The organism is Fictibacillus sp. S7 (genome assembly GCF_004127935.1).
Lineage (GTDB): Bacteria > Bacillota > Bacilli > Bacillales > Fictibacillaceae > Fictibacillus_C > Fictibacillus_C enclensis.
Map to the genome: position 1 here is coordinate 3,668,724 of NZ_QJKL01000001.1, position 24,384 is coordinate 3,693,107.

Below are 24,384 nucleotides of genomic sequence, written 5' to 3' on the forward strand. Positions count from 1 at the left end.
GCGGTTTAAATGATAAATATAAAAGGAGAGTAGATGCAAATGGCAGAGCTTAGCTCATATGGAGGCAATGTGAACCGAACGTTTGAGGCAACGGGATACTTCAGACTTGAGCGCGAAAATGAGCGCTGGTGGCTTGTTGATCCGAAAGGGAATCAGTTCGTGACCATCGGGGTTAATCATGCGGATGAAACCAATTTAAAGTATGACCATAACTTTGATATCTGGAAAACGAAATACGGCTCACGGGAAAATTGGATCAAAGGGTTAAGCGAAGATCTTAAAAGCTGGGGGTTCAACACAATCGGCTGGACAGGGGACTATATCAGCGGAGACTGGGGGGTAGCCCTTGATTGGTTCGGTGATCCGATCAACCTCGGGCATTCACAAAGCTGGTCAGCGGCCGATTATAAGCATGCCGATATGCCGTATTGCTTACAAATAAGGGTTTCTGAATTTGAGGATTGGAATGGACATCCGGTGTATCCTGACGTCTTTTCCCATGAATTTGAAATGTATTGTGACTATCTGGCGCGGAGCATCTGTGCCGACCATGCCGGCAGCAAGAATTTAATCGGGTATTTCCTTGTCGATATTCCGGCATGGATCCGCCATGCAAGCGGCAGTGATTTTAAACAGCTGGAAGGTTTAAACGAGCAGGAACGCAGCAGTAAACTATACGAGGTAGCGGCGAAATATTACGAAACCATCACAGCAAGCATCAGAAAGTACGATACTAACCACCTGATTCTCGGGGACCGATTTAACGGCAACAAAGGAATCCCGGAGGAAGTGCTGAAAGCCATGAAACCTTATGTTGATGTGCTGTCGGTCCAATACTTCACAAGCCCGGATGAAGCGGGTTACCAGCAAATGAAGGAAGATCTTGCCCGGTGGCAAGCCATAGCTGACAAGCCTGTTGTGATCGCAGATATCGGAAACTGGTGCAAAACGCATATGAATCCCAACCGCGTAAGTGACATTCATGATCAGGCAGGACGAGCTGACGATTATATCGCCTCACTGAACACGGTTCTTCATGAGCCATGGTTCCTTGGCTGGCATTGGTGCGCTCATCTCGAGAACAAAGCAAGAGGATGGGGAATCAAAGATCCATACGACGAACCTTACGCTGATTTTGTTGATCCAGTCAAAGACTTTAACAAAGGTGTCTACCAAAAGATTGAGGATCGTGTAAAGCTCTAAGTATAAGAGCGGTTTTTCCAAGAAGGCCTGTGACTGACTGCAGGCCTTTTATATTTTGATAAATTTTGTTAAATGAACCATTTTTTTCGTGGTATTGGGTAATATTCACCAGCGACAAGTTCTGGCGGTACGGCTTTTTCAATTCGTAAAAGGTCAGATGAACTTAAATTCAGCTCGACTGCCCCGATTGCATCATGAAGTTGTGATTGCTTTCTAGCACCAATCAATGGGATAACATCCTCACCCTTGGATAAAGCCCATGCAATGGAGATCTGTGCGATGGTTACTTGCTTTTCTTCAGCAATTTCATGCAATGCCTCTACAAGAGCTAAATTCTTTTCAATATTTTCATTGGCAAACCGCGGACCATTTCTGCGTTTATCATCCAAATCTAACTCCCGATCTTTTGACCATTTACCACTCAACAAACCTCTGGATAGGACACCATAAGCCGATAGCGAAATGCCTAATTCCCTTAGAGTTGGCAAAATATTTGATTCAATGCTCCTATTAAATAATGAGTATTCCATTTGCAGCCAACTAATTGGATGTGATGCATGTGCCCGGCGAATTATATCCACTCCTACTTCAGAAAGACCAATGTAACGCACATATCCCTTTTTGACCATATCCGAAATCGCACCAACCGTTTCTTCAATTGGAACGGTGGGATCTAGGCAGGCTGTGCCTGGTTGATAAAGATCGATGTATTCAACACCTAAGCGAATTAAGGTATCCTCAAGGAAATTCTTTATTGTATGAGGGTGGTTGTCATTCTCCCGATAACTCTTGCCTTGTGAGTGTAGTTTACCATCGAATTTTACTGAAATGAATGCTTTTTCCCTCTGGATTCCTTGTAAAGCTTCACTTAGAAGTAATTCATTGTGTCCATCCCCATAGAAATCCCCTGTATCAAAGAGTGTAATGCCTTCCTCAAGTGCCGCATGGATTGTTGCAATACTTTCGTTTCGATCTGTTTTACCATATAGCCATGACATCCCCATACAACCAAGACCAATCTCAGAAACCAAAGGACCGTTTTCACCAAGTGCTCGTTTTTTCATTGATATATCCCCCTATCTAAAGTCTTCCCAGGTAATATCCAACGTTAAAATTCCTGCATGCTTTCCTTCAACAAATTTATTTAAGCTCTTTGTTGCTAACTCTGGTTTTCGAAAACAAACCAATTCTTTGTAATATCCAAACTTACGGCAAATTTCTGGTCTTACGGAGTGTATGCCACATCTATCTTTATCTAAATCATAAAAAATACATGTTCCATAATATCTGCTTTGGTTCTCTAAATCTAAACGTACTTTAATAGGCATGGATTTTATTTTCTTTTTTATAATCTTAACTTCGCCTACACTGACAGGAACAGGACCGCAACATAACCCTTTACAACCTTGACATGGTAATGTCTCCATATTTACACTCCTTAATAAATATATAAATATTTTTATCATTCCTGTTAGATTAGTAGTGTAATTAACATATGAAAAAGCCTCGCAAAAATGCGAGGCTTTAAAAAATCTTTTATCGAAGAAAAAACTTAGTTTCATATGAAAGCTTAGACTTAGGGCAAGAAGGTAAGAGGCCATTCTTTAAATGTATTATAACATAAATTCAGTATATTCTCAATAATTAGTTTTTTAAGATATAAAAGAAAAACCTGTCTAATCAGCAAGTTTCTTTTTCATATCAAGGCTAAATCCTGCTTGCTGCAATATCGCCAAAAATAAATCAATACATACGAAGAAGAATGGTTTTTTTTTTGTTGAAACGAAATTCCCCTCTTTTTATAGGTGTAAGGTAAATTCTTTCTTTCTCTTAGGAGGCGATAGATATGGAAGTCTGTATTTATTGTGGCCAAGAATTTTCTTGGCAAAGAGACAGCCTATACTGCCCAAAGTGCGGACAGGCTGTAGTGGAAGGAGCCTACACGAATGATGGGTACTATAATTATGATGAAGTTCTTCTAGAATATGAAGATTATCATGGATATTTAAAGGAGGCAAAGAGTACAGATCCTTTGTCCCCATTCATTTTATATAATATCCAAAGGTGTTTTTCTTGTTGGTTTTGGAAATACCTCGTCAAGTCTGTTCAGATCTTCTATGGTCAATTGAATCGTAGCAGCTTGAGCATTGGCTAAAACATGTTCTTCCTTAACAGCTTTTGGGATAGCAATTACGTTGTTCGAACGAATGGTCCACGCAAGAGCAATTTGTAATGGTTGCATATTGTATTTTTCCGCAATCTCAATGATGGTTGGATCGCTTAGTAATTGTCTTCTTAAGCTACCTCCCTGGGCCAGGGGACTATAGGCCATAATTGGCATGTTATGTTCATGATGCCAGGGCAGGAGTTCATAATCAATTCCTCTAGAACCCAGATGATATAACACTTGATTTGTCACACATTTTTTTCCGTTAGGGGTATTCCACAACTCAATCATATCTTCCGTGTCAAAATTAGAAACTCCCCATCTTGCAATTTTACCATCCTTGCGCAGCTTCTCCATTCCTTCAATCGTTTCTGCCAAAGGAACACGGCCTCTCCAGTGTAAAAGATACAAATCAAGATAATCTGTTCCTAATCGTTTTAGACTATTTTCACATGCGCTTTCAATCAAATCTAACCCGGAATGATGAGGATATACTTTCGATACTAAAAAAACTTTATCTCTACGCCCCTTGATTGCCTCACCAACCAAACGTTCGGAATCGCCATTTCCGTACATTTCAGCCGTATCGATTAGCTTCATGCCTAGTTCTATTCCAAGTTGTAAAGCTTTGATTTCTTTGTTTTTCATTTGAGGATTTTCACCCATGTACCATGTTCCTTGACCAATACTTGGAAGAAAGGTTCCATCAGCTAAAGTTACGATACGTTTTTCAAGTGAATGCTTCATTCTCACTATTTTTTCATGGTCATGTAAACTCAATTTCATCATTCCTTTCAAAGATCACCTTGTTTTTCTTGAACGACAATTCCTTTATTACATTTATTGAAAAACTGGATTATAATTTTAAAAAAAAATGTGGCTATACATGTTGTAGTATAGCCACAAAAATAACATATTAATGCTCACTTACACCAAATGAGCTCCGCCATCAATAAGAAGAGCAGTACCGGTTGTAAAACCATTTTTCACTAAGTACACGTAGGCCTCTGCAATGTCTTCAGGCTGTGCCACGCGATTAACAGGTAGCTGCTGTGCAATGTTGCTGTATAAATTTTGTCTTTGCTCGTCAGGCATCCCTCCGTAGAGTGGGGTGTCTACGATACCAGGTGAAACAACATTTACCCGTATAGGGGCCAGGTCTACTGAAAGCCCTCTAACCAAGCCATCGATCGCTGAATTGATCGAAGCAAGTGTAGTTGCCCCCTGTGGCGGACGGATTCCATAAACACCAGAGGTCAATGTGATAGAACTGGTATCATTTAAGTACGGAATAGCAGCACGAACGGTTGAGTATTGCCCCCAAAACTTACTATCAAACGCTTCTCTAACATCCGCAACAGGTAAGTCACTAAAATGACCCATTGCACCTTCACCTGCCGTAACGACAAGGTGATCAAAATTACCTACCATTTTAAAAAAGTCAGCTAGTTTTTCTTCACTGCGAAAATCAATATTGTATCCTTCCACATTATCACCGAGTACATTCTTTGCCTCCGATAGTTTTGCCTCAGAACGACTTGCAATAATGACTCGAGCAGATTCATCAAGAAATGCCTTTGCTGTGGATAATCCGATACCAGAAGTACCTCCTATTACGACTACACGTTTTCCTTTTAATGACATTGTATGAACCCTCCTTGAAAAATTCTTTTTAGGTTGTATCTGAAAACAATATTACATACTACTTTTGGTGAAAATAATATAAACCAACGCTACATTATTTTATTTTGCCAATAGTTTTAGCGCTTCACGATTGAATGCCGGGATATCATCTGGAACACGGCTAGTCACAATTTTATTGCTTACCACAACTTCTTCATCTTTGTAGTTAGCCCCTGCATTTTTTAAATCATTACGAATAGATTTGAAACCAGTTATGTCGACGCCTTTTAACAGGTCTGTATCGATCAATACTTGTGGTCCATGGCAAATGGCAAAAACAGGTTTGCCTTCTTGGATAAATTCTTTTGCGAATTGACCAAAGCGGTCATCTTCACGAAGTAAATCAGGGGAGAAACCACCTGGAATAAGCAAAGCATCAAAGTCTGCAGGATTAACCTCATCAATGGCTTTATCAATTTTTACGGTTGCGCCTTTTTTACCAGTGACTTCATTTCCTGCATGTTTATCAATTGTAATTACTTGATGACCAGCTTCTTTGAATGCTTCTGCAGGTTCTGTAAATTCAACATCCTCAAATAAATTGGTGATAAGTGTAGCAATTTTTTTGTCCAATCTAAAAACCCTCCTTGTAATCGCAAAAACTTTCTCAAAAAAATGCTTATAATTAATGGAAGAGGTGGGCTCGAAATTTACTTCCGAACCACTCTCTATCCAACTAAAATGTAACTAACGTAATGCTTTAACAAGGGCTTTTCCAAATTCTTTGGCCCCTTGTGGACCATCGCCAGTAATAATATCATCGTATGCAACAACATGTTGTTCAACATAGTTAACGTCAGCAGCTATCAATTCGTTCTTTTGAACGTCTACTGGATAGCAAGTTGCTTCTCTTCCAGAAAGCAAACCAGTTTTAGCAACGGTAACAGCCCCTGCACAAATTCCTGTTACAAGAACTTTCTCATTGTAAGCTTGCTTCAAAAAGCCTTGTAATTTTTGATTTCCCCATAGATGATCATTTGTACCAGATCCTCCAATGACCGAAACTACATCAAATTCTGTGGGCGATACGTCCGAAAAGATAACAGAAGCAGTTGCTTTTCCATCATAGTCACCAGTAATTTCACCTGCCACGGTGCTGGCAATGGTTACTTCGACTCCAGCATTTTCAAGTTCTTCTTTTGGTTTGAATAACTCATCTTCATTAAAACGTTCTGGGGGTATAATTAAGAGTGCTTTTTTACTCATTATTTTTTTCTCCTCAAAAAGAAAAAGATCTGTTGATAACACTTTTTCTTATATTGTATTTTTACTTGTGGTTGTTAACAATTTCAGTGAGCTGTGCAAGTTCTAGTGGATTGTGAAAAGCATCAGCTGAAGAACTTCCAACGCACAATCGGTGGAAGGTTTAGAAATGAGAACGGTATATCCAATTTTGTATGCTCAGATATAGATTTATCCCCTTTTCAAAAGGTCTGTATTACATATGCTTTGAAATTATTTCTGTCAAAGCTTCTTTTGGATTGAACCCGATAACCTTATCTACAGCCACTCCGTCTTTGAAAAGAATCAAGGTTGGAATGCTCATGACTCCAAATTTCCCTGCTGTTTCTGTGTTTTCATCTACATTAAGCTTGATAATTCTAACGTTGTCACCCATTTCGCCATCGATTTCCTCCAATACAGGTGCAATCATTTTACAAGGACCACACCATGGTGCCCAAAAATCCACTAAAACTAATCCCTCTTTCATTTCAGTGCTAAATGTTTGATCTGTTACGTGTGAGATAGCCATAATTATATCCTCCAATTCATTCTTATAATTTTAATAAAAGTGGTTTAATGTAATTAAAAAAGTTACAGTTTGCATAGTTTGCAGTTAATGGTCTGGTAAATGTCCCTAACAAACTAATCTATTTTAAAAGCCACTTTCCAAATTGATTGCTTCCTGTTCAAAAGGAATTACTGTAATTTTAATGTTTACAGTTTGTGAAGTCAAGAAAAATTAACTTGATATTCTCAAATTCCGTCCTTAGTGGGTATACACCAAAGAAAAGTTCTCATCGTATTTTCGTTTTTCACCTGAAGCAGATTTTTGATGCCGGATCCATGAGCAAAGAAGTAGAAGCCGATAACTCCATTTAGTTAGTCACTTTTATTTAATCCATTAATTTACAGTTGACCCCATAAACTGTAATGATTAAATTTACAGTATAGCTGGAGGAAATGAGCTTAAATATTGTATTACATGCGCTTAATGAATTTAAAAGATGATGACTCGGACGTGGAAAAACGTCCAAAGGAGGAAGGAAAACGATGATTGAAGTATTCGTTACAGTTAATTTTTTAGATAGAAATTATCAAACCAATGTTATTGTAAATAAAGAAATGACATGGAAAAAAATTAAAAAAATAGCAGAACAACAAGTCAAAAAACAATGGGATCTTTAAATGTATAACTGCCTATACAAGGCATCGAATAGCTTTTTCGTTAGAAAAAGTGATGACAGCTGTTTCCATTATTGCTTGACAAGCTAAACTGTAATATTTAATATTACATTATATTATAATTGTTAAAAGGTGAAAAGGTTAACTGTATATTAAAAGGTTTTTATTTCTTAGGGGGTAGGGCAATGAATAGTGATTTTACGCTTGCCATTCATAGTTTAACTTTTCTTGCGTTGCAGCGAGACCGGATGTCAACAAGTGATGCTATCTCAGAGAGTGCCGGTGTCCACCCGGTACGCATACGTAAAGTGTTAAGCTTGTTAAAAAAACATGGATTTATAAAATCAAAAGAAGGAACCGGCGGCGGATTTATTTTTACTCTAGACCTTAGTGAAGTTAATCTTTGGGATATATATAGGATAACCTCTGAAGGTGCTCTGCAGCCTAAGTGTCCTGATTCAAATGAAAATTGTATTGTGGGCGCGAATATGAAAAGAGTATTATTTACAATTTTCTTAGGTGCCGAAGAACATTTGGGTGAATTTTTAAAGAACTATACAATTAAAGAAGTTGTCGATCTTGTAAATCAAGAACAAAATAGCGGCTGTGATTGATGGCCGTTAATTGCACGTTATGATGATTGGAAAGGCAGGTCCTCAAAATCTTATAAAGGATGTGGCATCGAGCCACCAATTAACCCGTTTATTTCCTGCATAACTTGGGAATAACATATATAACCCTTTTACTTGCTTGCCCCCCATGACAAGCAAGACCCCCTAGTGAGCCTGGAGGATGACAGACCTTCAGGCTTTTTTTATGGCTGTGAACCTGTATTAGTAGTGAATTTGTCCGATGTAATTTACATTTATTTCTTTTATTTGAAGCCTATTCCATAAGGTGTGCTATAATTCTATATAAGAACAAAATGTTATTTTTATTTAACGTGATAAAGGTAGATGGGGGACAATTATGGCCATTTTAGTCACTGGCGGTTCAGGTTTTATCGGCAGTCATACCTGTATCGAGCTATTGAATGCAGGATATGAGATTGTTGTATTGGATAACTTATCAAACAGCCACATTGAATCATTAGAACAGGTCCGTGAGATAACAGGAAAGTCTTTTGTTTTTGAACAGGTGGATTTATTAGATAAAAATGAAGTAATGAGAGTATTTACGGATCATTCGATTGAAGCAGTTATTCATTTTGCTGGCCTAAAAGCGGTTGGTGAATCCGTATCTAAACCGCTTTTCTACTATTATAATAATGTAGCCGGAACGTTGGTGCTTTGTGAAGTCATGCAGCAATTTGGCGTAAAAAATCTGGTTTTCAGTTCATCAGCCACAGTTTATGGTCTGACAGATCAGGTCCCGATCTCCGAAGGAGCACCTCTCGATGCCACCAATCCGTACGGACGCACTAAGTTAATGATTGAGGAGATACTTCGAGATCTTTGTGTGTCTGATAGAGAATGGAGCATTTCGTTGCTGCGGTATTTTAATCCTATTGGTGCTCATGAAAGTGGGAAAATCGGAGAAGATCCCAATGGAACACCCAATAATTTAATTCCGTATATTACTCAAGTTGCCGTTGGAAAACTGCCTAAGCTCCAAGTGTTCGGCGATAACTATGAGACAGTAGACGGTACGGGCGTGAGAGACTACATACATGTCGTGGATCTGGCGAAAGGCCACTTAAAAGCTTTGGCTAAAGTCTTAAACAGTAAAGGAATTGAAGCTTACAATCTTGGGACCGGTAATGGCTATAGTGTCCTTCAAGTTCTGCACGCCTTTGAACAAGTGGTTGGCGTAAAAATCCCATTTGATGTTACAGATCGTCGGCCGGGAGATGTGGCGATCAGTTATGCAGACCCATCAAAGGCCAAAAGTGAATTGGGATGGAAGGCAGAGAAAGATATACATGATATGTGCCGTGATGCATGGAATTGGCAGAAGAACAATGTAAATGGTTTCAGGGGTAAGGTGTTACAATAATAATCTTTTTAAGACTAAAATCGACATATTATGACTTTGGTATCAGTCCAAGGTCTTTTTTTATTGTTTTTTTGTGAATACACCCATTTATTGGTTGACATTGTTAATTTTATACATATAATTAGGGAATAAGAACTGTTCTTTAAAAAGAACAATATTGTTATTGATTTTAATTAAAATAATAAATTTTAAAAAGCCTTTTATTTTTGCTTAAAATGTTCTTTAAAAAGAACATAACCTAGCTGTTAGAAGGAAGGTGAAGATATGCGTATCCTTTTTATCACACCGAGAATTCCATTTCCGCCAAGAAAGGGTGACCAGCTAAGAGCTTACCATCAGTTAAAGGGACTGAGCGAGTTGGGACATGAAATTCATTTGATTAGTTATTCAGATCAACCCGTCCCAGCAAAGGAAATAAGCTCTTTTTGTTCAAAATTTTTTCCAGTGAATTTTAAAAAGATGTCCGCAGTGAAAAACATGTTGGTAGGAATGGCTGCCAACAATCCCTTGCAGGTCTCTTACTATCTATCTGAGGAATTTAGAAAAACAATAAAAGAAGCCGTGCAAACCTGCCATTATGATATTGTGCACACCCAGCTTGTAAGAACATCTCCCTATTTTAATGAGCTTAAGGCTTTGCCAAATGTGATTGATTTTGTGGATTCCATTTCATTAAACCTTACGCGGAGAAAAGCTTTTAAGAAATCCATTATAAATCCTTTTCTTACCTATGAGGCAAAGGCTATTCAACGGTTGGAGAAGAAAGCAGTTCAAGATTTTGATGGTTCTATCTTTATTTCCAATGTGGATAAAAACAATGTGGAAAGGCGTTCGACTACAGTAACTTCCATAAGTAATGGAGTTGATTTGAATTATTTTCATTATCAACACCAACTCCCTGCAAATAGAAATCTCATCTTTGTAGGGAACATGTCATACGAACCAAATCGGCATGGTGTCCATCACTTTATCGAACATATTTACCCGCTCATCAAACAGAAAATAGCAGATTTCACTTTTTATATTGTGGGACGGGAGCCGACTAAAGAGTTAATCCATCTTTGTAAGGATAAAAAAGATATTATCGTCACAGGAGAGGTCGATGATATTCGTGAGTATTTACATCAATCAAAACTGTTCGTTTGTCCGTTAAAGACTGGTGCTGGTGTGCAAAATAAGGTATTGGAAGCTATGTCCGCGGGGGTCCCTGTTTTAACCACTTCCATTGTCAATGATCCGATTGGTGCGGTCAATTCAAAATCCGTGATTGTCCGTGATAACGATCAGGCCTTTGCTGATGCCGTCGTAAATTTGCTCGCCGACACTGACAAACTGGAGGAACTTCGAAACAATGCCAGAGCGTTTGTAGAGGAGAATTATCATTGGGATTCCTTAAATAAAAAGCTTGAGCAATTCTATCTGGATACCATTTCAAGAAGGAATAGCGAGTTTGATAAGAGAGTGATAAATGGCTAATCTCGACAGATTGATTGGAGGTGCATAATGAAGTTAGTTTTATTGTCAGGAGGATCAGGAAAGCGGCTTTGGCCCCTCTCTAATGATGCACGCTCTAAACAGTTCTTAAAAGTGCTCAATAGTAGGGGGAATGAAAATGAATCCATGATCCAGAGAGTTTGGAGTCAGCTGGAAGCTGTGCACTTATCTGAATCCTCACTCATAGCCACCAATGGATCACAGGTAGATATGATACAAAACCAGATTGGGCCGGATGTACCTTTGATTGTCGAACCTGCACGGAGAGATACGTTTCCTGCTGTAGCCTTGGCTGCAACTTACTTGTTTTCGGTCCTGGGATCCAATTTAAACGAAGTGGTTGCGATTCTCCCCGTTGACCCCTTTGTAGATCGAGAGTTTTTTCAAAGAGTAAAGGATTTGGAATTACTTCTGAGACAATCGGAAGCCAATCTTGCTTTACTCGGTATAAAGCCTACATATCCTTCCGAAAAGTATGGATATATGGTTCCTGAACTAGGGGAGAACAACAGTTGGATCAGAATACACAGCTTTTATGAAAAACCAAAAAAACAACTGGCAGAAACATTAATAGAGAAAAAAGCGTTATGGAACAGCGGGGTATTTGCCTTTAAATTAGGATACTTGTTATCTCTATTGGAGGAGAAAGGATTTCCCATTGAATATCATGATTTGCTCAAGGAGTACGGCAATTTGCCTAAAATCAGCTTTGATTATGAAGTTGTTGAGCAAGAAGAACAAATAGCAGCTCTTTCCTATGATGGATATTGGAAAGACCTTGGTACATGGAATACATTAACAGAAGAGATGGGAATTCAAAAAATCGGAAAAGGGATTTTGCATCATGACTGTGATAATACGCACCTTATTAATGAATTGGACATTCCAGTGACTGTAGTTGGAGTAAATGATGTTATCGTTGCAGCTAGTCCCGATGGAATTCTTGTTGCTGACAAAAAACAAAGTCCGCACATCAAAGATCTCGTTCAAACGTTTGAAATGACACCAAGATATGAAGAAAGAAGTTGGGGATCCTATAAGGTGCTTGATGACACGCTTGCTGAAGACGGTCAATCAGTAGTAACTAAAAGACTGAAAATCAATGCTGGGGGACTATGGGAGCAACAGTTGCCAACTTCCCGGAGTGAGGTATGGACAATAATCAGTGGGAAAGGTGAACTTATCCTAAACAAAGAAGTGATTGGCTTGGGGGCTGGGAAAGTACTTGAACTGGCTCAACATTCTCTTATAACACTTCGAGCCTTAACCAACATGGTTTTGATCAGTACGCAAAAAGCATCCTATGAAATAAAAGCAGAAGAAGTACTTCAGGAATATGAATCTCCTATGAAAATCGTAAATTATTAATAATAGCGCACCAATTATCTTGTCTCTGAATATAATAGATAACCACAGTATTTTAGAAAGGCAAGAGGTGCAATGAGTGATTCTTCGGTAATTCAATCCTTAATAGACGCTGCTTCTGTAAATTTAAATAAAGTTGTTACATTGGAAAATAGAGATTATCTATTAACATCAGGAATTATTATAAAGCAAGGAGTTAAACTGGTAGGCGGCTACAATACCAGAATAATAGTACAAGGAAATTTCAAAGTCTTTGAGCTCCAAAAGGATGCATCGTTAGAGGGAGCTTATATCGCAATTGACGATCCTGCTTTTAATTCTTACGTTATCTATCTGGATGGTAAGTACAAATATTATAACATCTGGGAACGGACCATTATTCGCAATTGTAACATTATCAACTGGACGGGAACGAACAAAGGAACAGCTATTCAGTTGTATTCCAATGGTTCAGAATACGGGATCACCTTTATTGACTTCGAAGATATTAAAATCTCAGGTTTTCAAACCGGGGTTCGATTGCAGGCGGTAAAACCAGTAAGCGGAAAAAGCTGGGTAAATGGAAACCGGTTTATCAATTTCTCAATGGAAGATTGTATAAATATGGTTGCAATTACCTCTGGTGAAAGTGTTCCTAATGAATGTACTGGGAATATCTTTTCAAATATGCAAATTCAACCATCAACCAAGACCACTAAGCTCTTTACTATATCAGGACAGTATAACAGACTGAATGGCATGGCATGGGACCTCGATATTATTTCATCAAATCCTTTGGTTGAATTTGTTGCTGCAAGTTCTTATAACACCGTCCAATTTCGAACCATTCCTATTTCGAGAATGGTTGATCGGGGGAGATTTAATATTAAGGAATAGAGGGGTGTAATGCAGAAAAGGAAAAAATGGATCTATTTCTTCTTGTGTTTAGGGTTGCTTGTAACCTACCTTTATTTCCACTCCGGCAAATCATGCCCTGGCTACATCAATGCTGAGAAATATGGAGCAAATGGTGATGATTTGCAAGATGATACGAAAGCAATACAGCAAGCAATTAACGAGAGTTACTCATCTAAGATTGGAAAAGTCAGGCTTACTGGTAACAAGCATTATGTTCTTACTTCGGGGCTGAATGTAAAACGAGGTATTGAATTGGAACTGGGTCAGAACACTAAGATTCTAGTTAACGGTAATTTCCGAGCCTTTTCCTTACATAAAAACTCATCCATTACAAACGGCATTGTCGAGGTTACGGACAAGCGTTTTCGCTCGGAAGTCATTTACCTGGATGGCAAGGAACAATTTTGGTCCGATACGAGAACCCGGGTACGTAATCTGACAATCATCAATTCTAGCGGGAACCATGGTGGGACAGGAATCAAACTATTTGCAGGTGGGGTTGACCACTACATCAGTTTTGTAAACTTTCAAGACCTTTCTATAGCGGGATTTCAGAAGGGGCTTGAGATTAGTGTTCAAAAGCCTAAGAAAAAAGCAGCATGGATTAATGGAAACCGATTTATCAATTTTACATTCGATGACTGTATCGAGTGTATTGTCATTCATAGTTCAAGAACAGTTCCAAATGAAAGTTCAGGAAACCAATTCTTAGGACTGCAGATTCAGGTTTCCAAACAAACAGAACAAATACTTTCAGTAAGCGGAACTCATAACACATTTGATGGCATGATTTGGGACACCCAACTGCTCTCAAGCGCGTCAGAACCGGTTGATTTGACTGCCAATTCTATTCAGACACAAGTCAAATTTAATATTAATGGCAAGTTTGTTAAGGATAGGGGAGTTGACAACAAGTTTTAAGCTTTATTATGCCTTTTATGTTCTTTATTAAGAACGACGGCCGAGGAGGTAATTATGGAAGACAGAATGGATATAAAAAGGTTCCTGCAAATTATTAAACGGAGAGCTTTTCTCATCATTCTTACAGCGATTGGTGTTTCAGTTCTTACTGCTTTTATCACCCTGTTCCTATTAAAGCCAACGTTTGAAGCTACGGAGTATATCATGATTGGAAAGCAAAACAACAAAGACGCCTATACTGAAACCCAGGAATTTAGCAGGATTCTTGCATCTTCGATGGATTTAATGAAAAGTCCCATTGTCTTAAATAGAGTAAAAAATGAAATGCACCTGAAAACAGACCTAAAAGCCTTGGAGGAGCATATTGCGCTGCAAAACAACAAGGATTCCCAAATTATTAACATTGTGGTTAAAGGGACGGACGTTGCTTACGCAAAACAGCTCGCTCACTCCCTTGCCAAGACTTCCGTTACCGAAATTAATGGCCTGCTGAACATAAAGAAAGTAAAGATGCTTAATGATTCAGAAGAAGCGGTTTCTGTAAAACAGATAGGAAATCCATATTTAAATATCATTATTGGTATGTTTGTTGGATTGTTTATAGGAATTGGTGCAGCCATGCTCGTTGAATACCTTGATGATTCAATCAAAGATCCGAAAGAAGTCGATCATGGCTTTGGCCTCCCGGTAATTGGACAAGTGAAAATGAAAAAGAATACAGAGCATTTAATCCTTCCCGAAAAACGCTTGTTGAAGCGGCAGACAAAAAGGAGTGAGGCTAATGTATAAAACCAGTCTCAAAAGCAGAAGTCCATTTACAGGCCCAGTGACAGAATCCTTCCGAATGATGTATGCGAATCTTCAACGAAAGTTAACGATGAATGGCAGTTTGGTCATGGTTACCTCACCCAGTGACCGGCTAAGCTACAGTTCATTAACGGCAAACCTTGCAGTCTGTTTTGCGGAGCATGGAAAAAATACACTTCTGGTTGATGCCAATATTCGAAAACCGTCTCTTCACCAGATGCTGGGTGTTAGTAATACCGAAGGGCTGTCAAATGTGGTTACAAAAAGGCAAAATACTGGGCTATACACGCGTTCTACAGAATTGGAGAATCTTTCGCTCCTTCCGGCTGGTCCTGCTGTTGTCAACGTTGCTGAAGTGTGGAGTCCAGAGAGATTAAACAGATGGACGGAGGAGTTAAGATGCAATTACGATGTTGTGATCTTTGATGCTCCACCGCTGTTAAAGCTGTCTGATCCGCAGCTGCTAGCTGATCACTGTGATGGTGTTCTCCTGGTCGTCAAAGAAAAGCAAACAAAAAGAGAACAATTATATGCCGCGAAAAATATACTTCAGCAAGCAGACAACGACATTTTGGGTGTCATCTACCAAACAGGATAAGGTTTGAGTTTATGAAAATCACTGGACAGAATACCATTGCAAAAAATATCTTTCATCTTTTTTACAGCACGGCGGTGTCAAGCGGATTAAATGCCTTGACACTAATCATTCTCGCTTCCTATCTTCACTCGTACCATTATGGATTGTTTAGCGTATCACTGGCATTGGCTATGATTATGGGGTTTTTTACAGACGCCGGGTTAAGTGAGATTACCCTTAGGGAAGGCTTGAAAAAAGATGCCGATCATGCGGTCATTATTACTTCTTACATCAAGGTTCGGTTCATTCTTCTGGTGGCAACCTTTCTGTTCGGATTCATTATTATTCACTTTTTGCACCGGGGCCAGGAAGAATTGCTGCGCACCTCTCACTTTCTATCCATACCCATGGTGACCGGTATTGCTTTACAAAGTATAGGGACGACTTATTTTCAAATGACAGAAAAAATGCAGTATATAGGTTTGATTCGAATGATGTCAGCGGTACTGCTGGTTGGAACCATTTCACTTGGCATGCTTTTTTCAACAGATCCACCCGTAATGTGTGTGCTTTATGGAGGTTCCTATTTACTTGCTGGTGTACTTGCTCTTGGCTTGGTCATGAAGAAAATCAAGTTGAAGATTAGTCTTCCTTTTCACAAAGGAATGATGGAGAACTTTGGATTTTTTACCCTTAGTGGATTATTGTTTATGGTCCTTCCTCAGCTTGGACCGATCGTTTTAGAGAAAACAGTATCAATGAAACAAGTGGGTCTTTTTGCGGTAGCTTATCGAATCCCTCAGGCCCTGCAGCAAGTTCCGTTTATCGTTGCAGGTGCTTACCGACCGGTTATGTTCCGCCATTATCATCATCAGGAATTGGATAAACACACAAAGGAAAATACGATGCTCCTTAAAACCATGAGTATGTTTGGCATGGTCATGACGATTCCATTCTTTTATTGCTCGGACCAGGTTATTACGATGTTGTTTGGTTCTGAGTGGTTGTTCGCTTCCGAGCCTTTGAAGATCCTATCCATCATGCTGACCCTTCAGGCTATGAATATTGCTTTGGCAGACGGTCTTACTACAAGAGGATTGCAGCGTTTTAGGACACTCATCCAGTTTATTACAGTGATCCTTGCGGTTATTTTTTATTATACGTTCAGCCTTGGGAATGGGGTGGTTGGAGCTGCGTATGCTGGATTGTTTATTGAAGCTCTGGCACTTGTCGGTTTTTGGGTATTCCTCCCCGGGCGCTGGAAAATGGCACAAAAAGTTATCGTTCCTTACCTCATCTTTTTTTTCGCGGGGCTGTGGATGGTGAACTACCTTCTTCACTCCTTGCCTTTCGTCGCAACAACGGTTCATATTCTGATTTTAGCTTTTATCCTCCTCTTGGACAGGGACCTGTATCAATCCGTAAAAAAATATTTGCATAAGAGCCCTTTAAAGTGGAAAACGAGGAGGAAGAGGGGGATAGAAAATGGATTATAGATTGAATGAGGATTATCGATCCCGGTGGGCATTGTTTGTGCTGATCCTTCTGGTTACCCTGGGCAAATACAATATTTATATTGGATTTGCCTTAAAGCCCTACATGCTGTTTCTCTTTCTACTTTTCCTATTTCATTTTTCATTCTTTTACTTTCAGCGCCTTCATTTAATGGAAGCAGGGATGTTGCTCTTTTATCTTGTGTATAGCTTCAGTGGTTCTTTTTCATTGTACCCCTTCTCAAGTATAAGGATTATTATCGGTATCACCCTATACTTGCTGTGTTATTTTCTCATGAAGGTAATTATCGGGAATGCATCCCAAACCATGATAGAGACGTGTATCTCTAACGTCGGAATTTTATTCAATCTGGCAAGCTTGGCTTTATATGTGTGGGGCTTAAAAAGCCTTAACTTTGTCCTGGAAGGTGATTCCTTAACTTCTTTTGGTGTGCTCATGGACAGGGATTATCCCCGCTTGATCGGATTGCTGGAGGATCCGAATTATTTCGTTTTTTATAACAGCATTTTCTTCACCTATTACTTGTGCCATACCGATTCACAAAAGAATAGGATAGGTCTGGCTCTCGCTGTCTTAACAAGTATACTAACTTTTTCTAGAGGCGGATTGCTTGTACTGATTCTAACCTTTGTACTTTATATGTTTCTCCTTAACCACCAGCCAATTAAGCAGCTGAAACTCGTTTTGGGGTCCCTGTTTACCGTTCTGCTCGGAGCCTACATTCTGGTCACATTTATGAAATTTGATCTTTATGGCATTTTGGAAGCCAGAATGAATGACTTCTCGAGTGATGGAGGAAGCGGCCGATTGGATCTCTGGGGAAGGGCATGGGACGTGTTCGTACTCCACCCTTTGACAGGAATCGGTGCAAATAATTTCCTTGATTATAATCAATCCCAATTCGGAGATACGTTACACGTTCATAACACTTTTTTAGAAATACTGGCCGAGTCGGGCATTTTTGGGATCCTTTGTTTCCTGCTGTTCATTCTGTTTGTGTTTATTCAAATGTTCCAGTACAGGGTGCCACGCAATAAACCTTATTTGTTCCTGGTATTTGTCGCTTATATTCTTCAGATGGCGTCCTTATCTGTCATTATCAATGATATGTTCTTTTTGTTTATGGCTATTCTCTCAGTACACCTGTATGAGGCTAATAGAATGCCAGCGACGAACTTCTATAAAACTGCAAAGGAGACAGCCGCGTTGTGAATGTTCTTTTAATGACCGATAAGCTTATAACTGGCGGTGCAGAAATGTATTTTTGCAAGCTTGAAAATGAATTGCAACATGATGAACTCACCTTATTCACGGCAGCTGCCACAGGGGATCTGAAAACCCGGATTAAAAATAAATATCAATTCCTGGAACTGACACGCCAGAATCACATAATAAATTTACTCAAGCTCAAGAGAATAATTAAGGAAAAGGACATCACGATTCTTCATGCCAATAGCTTACGTCTGGTCCTATATGCCGTTTTGTTAAAGCGAACTAGCAAAAAGCCGTTTAAAATTCTTTATACCAAACATAATGTTACGATTTTGGAGCAAAAGTATCAAAAAATGTTCGCTGGGCTTTTAAATCGTAATGTAGACAAAATTATTACAGTTAGTGACTTTGAAAAACATAGCCTAGTAGGATTAGGAGTTTTCGAAGATAAAATAAAGACCATTTATAATGGGGTGGATTTAAAACAGTTTACCTTCAAAGAGAAAATCAACAGGGAGAATCGTTGGAAGGTGGGTATTCTTGCGAGATTGTCGGAAGAAAAAAACCATCAGTTCTTTTTGGAGGTAGCCCATTCTATGAGAACCGTGCCAAATGTGGAATTTTATATAGCAGGAGAAGGGCCGGAGGAAAAGCGGATTTCGGATCATATTCATAGGCTTGGCCTAACAGAAAAAGTGAAGATGATCGGTCATGTAAGCCAGCCGGAAACATTCATCAGGGAGATGGATATGCTCCTGTTAACCTCAAAAAGAGAAGTCTTTCCAATGGTAATTATTGAAGCGATGGCGATTGGCACACCAATCATCTCCATCGATAAAGGTGGAATAAAGGAAGCCATACAGGATAGTCAAACGGGTTTTCTTGTTGAAGGTTACATTGTACAGGAGTTCGCAAAAAAAATATCCACTTTAATATCTCAACAGGACATAAAAAACAAAGTGATCTTGTCTGCGAGGAAAAAGGTTGAACAGGAGTTTTCTTTAGAGAAAATGGTAAATCACACCTTACGTGAATACAAGGCAAATGCTTAAATTTTTTTGTAAATATGTTCTTTATTAAGAACAATCTATATAAGTCCACAATAAGGAGTAGGGTGAAGATGGAAAAAAACGATAATGGGCGGTTAGGTAAGTGGGCATTAACGTTAGGAGATTTTGTTTTGCTACATGCCAGTTTTCTTTTAGCCTTAAAAATTCAAGGGTCCAGGGTGGATGATCCTTTCCTGATTTACTTCGTGTCACTGGCTGGGATAGTAACCTTTTACTTATTCGACTTGTACAGCGATTGCAGGAGAAAAAGAATAAAGCACCTGTTGTACCCATTAATGATTGCTCTTTTTATTTTTCAAATTTTTTTACAAGTAGCGGGATCTTTTGAAAAGAGTTTTCTTTTCTTGCAGAACCACCAGCTTCTATTGGTTGCCTTTGTGGCTCAATGTATTCTTATTGTCGCCTTCCGTCTCGCTGTCTGGTACATTGCCCTTCTGAATACCGGAAAAAATAACGTATTAATTATTGCCAAGGATGAAGATGAAAGCCTTCATATGGCCAATAAATTTTTAAATCATACTGAAGGATGGTTTAATGTGGAGGGCTTTCTTTCAGCAGACAATACCCGACAATTGGAAAAACATCTGTCTAACATCGATTCGGTAGTTATCGGGTCCGGGCTTCCAAAGGCTATAACGGATGACATTATGAGTATATGTACCGAAAAAGGAAAGGAAATCTTGATTGTGCCTGAGATGTATGAGCTATTTATTTCAGTTGCTAAAACCCAGCAAATTGATGATATGCTCGTGTTCTCAATTCAACCTCCTAAGATGAGCAAAAGTTCATTGTTGGCTAAAAGGATATTTGATATAACAGTGGCTCTATCCATTCTTATCTTAACCAGTCCTATTTTCCTGTTGTTCTCCATTCTAATACCTGCTACATCCAGAGGTCCTGCTTTTTACAAACAAGAACGAATTGGATTAAGGGGAGAAAGATACAATATTTACAAATTCAGAAGTATGAAGCAGGATGCTGAAAAACTAACAGGTCCGACTCTGGCTATAGATCATGATCCACGGATCACCAAAGTAGGACATTTGCTGCGTGCAACCAGGATAGACGAACTTCCTCAAATCATCAATGTTTTAAAAGGAGAAATGAGCATTGTTGGTCCTAGGCCGGAGCGGGAGTTCTTTATTCATCAATTTACACGGCAGGTTCCCAATTACTTATATCGGCTAACAGTTAAACCGGGGATTACTGGATTGGCACAAGTCTTGGGAAATTACACAACAACGGTAGAGGATAAACTTCGTTATGATCTCATGTATGTACGGAATTATTCTTTAACCATGGATATTAAAATTTTACTTCAAACCATCGGAGTGGTACTACAGCGTGATCAAGCTCAGGGTGTAAAGACTGAGCAGCATAAACATCAGTACAGGATGTTAGGGACCAAATGATCGCAGGTTAATTTGAGAAGAAGGTGCAGAATTAATGGGGGCTGGAAGAGATAAATTACAATTAGTCCAAAGCTTTAGAGCGATTGCGATTATCATTGTTATGTTGGGTCATGCAAACCACATGTTTTACAAACGATTTCACTATGACTGGTTTCATATTAGCCAATGGAATCGTATGGGGGGCGTTGATTTCTTTTTTGTTGTTACAGGTTTCATGATCTATTTTTTGTATGGCAGGAAAGCGGGTTCTCTAACTGAGGCAAAGCAGTTCCTTTTAAAAAGATGGATACGGGTATATCCTCTTTATTTCTTGTTTACTCTAGCCGCAATTGCCACATTATTCATAGTGCCTATAGAGGATGAGAGTCATAAACGGAATATGCTAGTCATTATTAAATCACTGTTTCTTCTTCCAGTGGATCCTGTTCTTACTGTTGCATGGTCTCTGCAGTATATTATGCTATTTTATCTAGTTTTTGCAGGGTTCTTAACGTGGCCGAAAATATTCAAGTATATCCTGATGGGTTGGTCTGTTATCTTACTAATTGTACAAATGGGTTTAATTCCTGGTAAAGATACATTTCTATTAAACTTTAGTAATTTAGAAATTCTTGCTGGCTGTTTGATTTCTTATTTGGTGCAGCATGTGAAAATAAAAAAAGGTTTGTTATGGATCTTAATTGGTTTAGTCGGATATTTTCTTGTATGGGCTGACAATATTTTTCACGTGGTATCCATTTATGAACCCCATTTTTATTTCTTATTCTCGTTCATGATGGTGCTGGGAATTACGATAACAGATTTGAAGAAACAAACAAAGGTTCCATCAGTTTTAGCTCTTTTAGGAGATGCCTCTTACTCTATATATATTGCACATGGACCCTGTATTCAATTTTATTTATACGTATTTAAATTTCTAAATTTGTCCCATGTCTTGGGAAACTTTTTGTCTTTACTTTTTCTTCAACTTTGTACAGTAGGGTCTTGCCTCTTGGTTTACCAATTAATTGAAAGACCGCTGATTCGCCAAGTTAAGAAATTTGTTGATTTAAGACCACGTATCAAAAAAAGAAAATCAAGTAATATTCTCATCAATGAAGGAAGGTGATGATTTGATTGGGGACCGTGTAAAAAAATACCGTCTAAAGAGGAAGATGTCAATCAATCAATTAGCAGAGAAAACAGGCATCGCTAAATCCTATTTAAGTTCTATAGAGCAAAATGCCAAATCCAATCCGTCTATCTCAATATTACATAAAATTGCACAAACCCTAAGAGTTCCGGCATATGCTCTTGTACACCAAGATCCACATAACCAAATAGATGATGAATGGATTTTTCTCATCAATAAAGCAATAGAGATAGGTTTGACAAAAGAAAAATTTGACGAGTACTTGGAATGGGAACGAAAGAAATCTTTAAATCCAGATTTTTGAAATTACAAATCAGAAAATATAATCTATATAGTTTTATTCAACAAGAAAAGACTTGTCCAATTTCAAGGACAAGTCTTATTTTAGCATCCCGTTTAGTGCCCGCCATAAAATCAGGCATGGTTGGATTGCTGATATAATGTCCGCCTACTTGGATGATTTGCCCGGTGATGAATTTGGATTCGTCTTTTTTATTCAACAAATTTATTAAATTTATCTTGCAATTCTGACAATAAAAGTTATACTAAATGTAACCGATTACATTTTACATCTAGCAGAAATCATTTCATGAGTATAGGGGATGCACCAATGGTAAAGATGAGCGATGTGGCAGATAAGGCGAATGTTTCAAAAGCGACGGTTTCACGGGTTTTGAGAAATCCGGAAACCGTGAAAAAAGCAACGCGGGATAAGGTGCTGGCGATCATTGAGCAGTTGAATTACCAGCCGAACATTTTGGCGCGGCATTTCAGGCGCAGTGAAACGAATACGATTCTTGTCGTGATTCCGAACATCATGAATACGGTGTTTTCCCATATTCTTGGCGGAATTGAACATGAAGCCGGGATGCATGGGTACCGTGTAATTCTTGCCAATACGAACAGGCAGGTGGAAAAGGAGTATGAGTATCTTGACCATTTGAGACAGCGCCAGGCGGACGGCATGATTTTGCTGTCAGCCCGGATGGATAAAGGCGTCTTATCAGAAGTGATGAAACAGTATCCGGTTGTTCTCACTGCAGACTATCTCGAAGGCATTCCCATTCCGACGGTGACCATCGATAATGTAAGCAGCGGCCGGACGGCAACCGAGCATCTCATTAAGCTTGGACACTCCCGAATCGCTCATATTACCGGTCCGCTTCATCTGCTGGTCAGTCAGGACCGCCTGAAAGGGTACCGTCAGGCGCTATTGCAAAATGACCTGGATGTTGACAACATCCTGATCCAGGAGGGCGATTTTTCCCATGAATCAGGGTACAACCAGATGACCAAGCTGCTGGCGCTGGAACATCCGCCAACTGCGGTGTTTTCGGCCAATGATGAAATGGCTACAGGCATCATCAAGGCGGCGAAGGATCATGGGCTCTCAGTTCCTGAAGATCTAGCGGTTGTGGGATTTGATAACGTCAAGCTCTCCGCCATTTATGACCCGGGCATTACAACCATCGCCCAGCCGATGTTTGAAATGGGAAGCAAAGCAATGGAGCTGCTGCTTGAGCAGATCAACGGGGATGAGACGAGCAAGAAACAATACGTGCTTCAAAATGAGCTTGTGATCCGGGAGTCCTGCGGAGCAAATCAGAAAAAACTCGGTTAGTCATGTAATGGGTTACATTTTTACAGACTTAAGAACCCCTTTATTTTAGGGGGTCAGCAACAATGAAAAATGAAACCGATTACATTTTAAAATATGCTCTATATCAAAAAGGAGAGGTTGTTTATGTCCAAACGCATACCCGTTGCGCTGCAGATGTTCACGCTGCGCAATGAAACAGAGAAGGATTTCACAGGAACGCTGAAAAAAGTAGCGGAAATCGGCTATGAAGGCGTAGAGTTTGCCGGATATGGCGGGCTGGAGGCTACTGAATTAAAGAAGGTGCTCGATGATCTTGGATTAAAAGCTGCATCCAGCCATGTCCCATTGACGACATTGGAATCTGAACTGAGCTCTGTTATTGAGTATCAGCATGCGATTGGCAACAAGCACATTGTCTGTCCGTTCCTGCCTCCTGAGCGAAGAAGCGAGCAGGATTACCGCGAGCTGGTTTCCATTCTGAATTCTGTTGGTGAAACCTGTGACAAGGAAGGCTTGTCCTTCGCGTACCATAACCATGATTTCGAACTTCAGCCATTGTCTGACGGACGCAAGCCGCTTGAAGTGCTGCTCGAAGAAACCAATCATGACCGGGTAAAAGCAGAGTTTGATGTGTACTGGCTGACGAAAGCGGGAGAAGATCCTGTGAAATGGCTTGAAAGGTATCAGGGACGCACACCACTCGTTCATTTAAAAGACATGACCACAGACGGGGAGAAGTTCTTCGCAGAGCTTGGCACCGGCGGCGTGGATCTTTCTGCGATTTTAAATAAAGGAGAAGCTTCCCAGGTCGAATGGTGGGTCGTTGAACAGGACCAAAGCCGCCGTTCACCGCTTGAGAGCATCGAAATGAGTTTTCAATACCTCACCAAGAACTACATAACGGTATAACCATCATTTAAAACAAGAA

Annotated in this window: 25 protein-coding genes; 18 read left to right on the plus strand and 7 right to left on the minus strand. The window is 39.4% G+C overall.

The annotated features are described in order from the left end of the window. Positions 1-39 precede the first annotated feature (39 nt). Entirely contained in the window at positions 40-1,203 is a 1,164-nt protein-coding gene (locus tag DMO16_RS18865) for an agarase (RefSeq protein ID WP_129479353.1), read from the plus strand. A gap of 68 nt (positions 1,204-1,271) precedes the next feature. Here DMO16_RS18865 and DMO16_RS18870 read toward each other — a convergent pair whose 3' ends face one another. From DMO16_RS18870 to trxA, 7 genes are all read right to left on the minus strand, one after another. Beyond that, positions 1,272-2,267 carry an aldo/keto reductase gene (locus DMO16_RS18870; protein ID WP_129479355.1) on the minus strand — a complete coding sequence of 332 codons (996 nt, stop codon included), beginning with the start codon at positions 2,265-2,267 and terminating at the stop codon, positions 1,272-1,274. 12 nt (positions 2,268-2,279) lie between these two features. Beyond that, a complete protein-coding gene (locus tag DMO16_RS18875) occupies positions 2,280-2,630 on the minus strand; it encodes a YkgJ family cysteine cluster protein (protein WP_061975379.1) in 351 nt (116 codons plus the stop codon). A 620-nt stretch (positions 2,631-3,250) separates the two neighbouring features. After that, entirely contained in the window at positions 3,251-4,159 is a 909-nt protein-coding gene (locus DMO16_RS18880; RefSeq protein ID WP_164988962.1) for an aldo/keto reductase, read from the minus strand. 138 nt (positions 4,160-4,297) lie between these two features. Next, positions 4,298-5,014, minus strand: a complete 717-nt coding sequence (locus DMO16_RS18885) for an SDR family oxidoreductase (RefSeq protein WP_129479357.1) — start codon at positions 5,012-5,014, stop codon at positions 4,298-4,300. Positions 5,015-5,113: 99 nt separating this feature from the next. Continuing rightward, positions 5,114-5,626 carry a type 1 glutamine amidotransferase domain-containing protein gene (locus tag DMO16_RS18890; protein WP_129479359.1) on the minus strand — a complete coding sequence of 171 codons (513 nt, stop codon included), beginning with the start codon at positions 5,624-5,626 and terminating at the stop codon, positions 5,114-5,116. 114 nt (positions 5,627-5,740) lie between these two features. Continuing rightward, complete coding sequence (locus DMO16_RS18895) at positions 5,741-6,259, minus strand: DJ-1/PfpI family protein (protein ID WP_129479361.1); 519 nt, start codon at positions 6,257-6,259, stop codon at positions 5,741-5,743. Between the two features lie 232 nt (positions 6,260-6,491). Next, complete coding sequence (gene trxA / locus DMO16_RS18900) at positions 6,492-6,806, minus strand: thioredoxin (protein WP_129479363.1); 315 nt, start codon at positions 6,804-6,806, stop codon at positions 6,492-6,494. A 521-nt stretch (positions 6,807-7,327) separates the two neighbouring features. Here trxA and DMO16_RS18905 point away from each other — a divergent pair. From DMO16_RS18905 to DMO16_RS18985, 17 genes are all read left to right on the plus strand, one after another. Next, positions 7,328-7,462, plus strand: coding sequence for a BA3454 family stress response protein (locus DMO16_RS18905; protein WP_129479365.1), 135 nt, complete (start codon positions 7,328-7,330; stop codon positions 7,460-7,462). 182 nt (positions 7,463-7,644) lie between these two features. Next, the gene (locus DMO16_RS18910; RefSeq protein ID WP_129479367.1) at positions 7,645-8,073 is read left to right on the plus strand and encodes an RrF2 family transcriptional regulator; all 429 of its coding nucleotides are present in this window, start codon (positions 7,645-7,647) and stop codon (positions 8,071-8,073) included. 355 nt (positions 8,074-8,428) lie between these two features. Beyond that, on the plus strand, positions 8,429-9,454 hold the full coding sequence (gene galE, locus DMO16_RS18915; protein WP_129479369.1) for a UDP-glucose 4-epimerase GalE: 1,026 nt from the start codon (positions 8,429-8,431) through the stop codon (positions 9,452-9,454). Between the two features lie 264 nt (positions 9,455-9,718). Beyond that, complete coding sequence (locus tag DMO16_RS18920) at positions 9,719-10,930, plus strand: glycosyltransferase (RefSeq protein ID WP_129479371.1); 1,212 nt, start codon at positions 9,719-9,721, stop codon at positions 10,928-10,930. Between the two features lie 27 nt (positions 10,931-10,957). Next, entirely contained in the window at positions 10,958-12,316 is a 1,359-nt protein-coding gene (locus DMO16_RS18925; protein ID WP_129479373.1) for a sugar phosphate nucleotidyltransferase, read from the plus strand. Between the two features lie 72 nt (positions 12,317-12,388). Continuing rightward, positions 12,389-13,189, plus strand: a complete 801-nt coding sequence (locus DMO16_RS18930; RefSeq protein ID WP_129479375.1) for a hypothetical protein — start codon at positions 12,389-12,391, stop codon at positions 13,187-13,189. Positions 13,190-13,198: 9 nt separating this feature from the next. Further along, positions 13,199-14,131 (plus strand): hypothetical protein, encoded by a 933-nt coding sequence (locus DMO16_RS18935; RefSeq protein ID WP_129479377.1) that lies wholly within the window; start codon positions 13,199-13,201, stop codon positions 14,129-14,131. Positions 14,132-14,185: 54 nt separating this feature from the next. Next, complete coding sequence (locus DMO16_RS18940) at positions 14,186-14,920, plus strand: YveK family protein (protein ID WP_129479379.1); 735 nt, start codon at positions 14,186-14,188, stop codon at positions 14,918-14,920. Continuing rightward, positions 14,913-15,536 (plus strand): CpsD/CapB family tyrosine-protein kinase, encoded by a 624-nt coding sequence (locus tag DMO16_RS18945; RefSeq protein WP_129479381.1) that lies wholly within the window; start codon positions 14,913-14,915, stop codon positions 15,534-15,536. The genes DMO16_RS18940 and DMO16_RS18945 overlap by 8 nt, the downstream gene beginning before the upstream one ends. Before the next feature lie 11 nt (positions 15,537-15,547). After that, complete coding sequence (locus DMO16_RS18950; RefSeq protein ID WP_129479383.1) at positions 15,548-17,011, plus strand: lipopolysaccharide biosynthesis protein; 1,464 nt, start codon at positions 15,548-15,550, stop codon at positions 17,009-17,011. Then, positions 17,001-18,242 carry an O-antigen ligase family protein gene (locus DMO16_RS18955; protein WP_129479385.1) on the plus strand — a complete coding sequence of 414 codons (1,242 nt, stop codon included), beginning with the start codon at positions 17,001-17,003 and terminating at the stop codon, positions 18,240-18,242. The genes DMO16_RS18950 and DMO16_RS18955 overlap by 11 nt, the downstream gene beginning before the upstream one ends. Continuing rightward, positions 18,239-19,294, plus strand: coding sequence for a glycosyltransferase family 4 protein (locus DMO16_RS18960; protein ID WP_129479387.1), 1,056 nt, complete (start codon positions 18,239-18,241; stop codon positions 19,292-19,294). Before DMO16_RS18955 ends, DMO16_RS18960 begins: the two co-directional genes overlap by 4 nt. Before the next feature lie 68 nt (positions 19,295-19,362). After that, positions 19,363-20,724 carry a sugar transferase gene (locus DMO16_RS18965; RefSeq protein ID WP_164988963.1) on the plus strand — a complete coding sequence of 454 codons (1,362 nt, stop codon included), beginning with the start codon at positions 19,363-19,365 and terminating at the stop codon, positions 20,722-20,724. A 34-nt stretch (positions 20,725-20,758) separates the two neighbouring features. Continuing rightward, positions 20,759-21,832 (plus strand): acyltransferase family protein, encoded by a 1,074-nt coding sequence (locus DMO16_RS18970; RefSeq protein WP_129479392.1) that lies wholly within the window; start codon positions 20,759-20,761, stop codon positions 21,830-21,832. Next, complete coding sequence (locus DMO16_RS18975) at positions 21,819-22,160, plus strand: helix-turn-helix domain-containing protein (RefSeq protein WP_241840601.1); 342 nt, start codon at positions 21,819-21,821, stop codon at positions 22,158-22,160. The genes DMO16_RS18970 and DMO16_RS18975 overlap by 14 nt, the downstream gene beginning before the upstream one ends. A 306-nt stretch (positions 22,161-22,466) precedes the next feature. Then, complete coding sequence (locus tag DMO16_RS18980) at positions 22,467-23,477, plus strand: LacI family DNA-binding transcriptional regulator (RefSeq protein ID WP_129479396.1); 1,011 nt, start codon at positions 22,467-22,469, stop codon at positions 23,475-23,477. 123 nt (positions 23,478-23,600) lie between these two features. Further along, positions 23,601-24,365, plus strand: a complete 765-nt coding sequence (locus DMO16_RS18985; protein ID WP_129479401.1) for a sugar phosphate isomerase/epimerase family protein — start codon at positions 23,601-23,603, stop codon at positions 24,363-24,365. Positions 24,366-24,384: the final 19 nt, after the last annotated feature.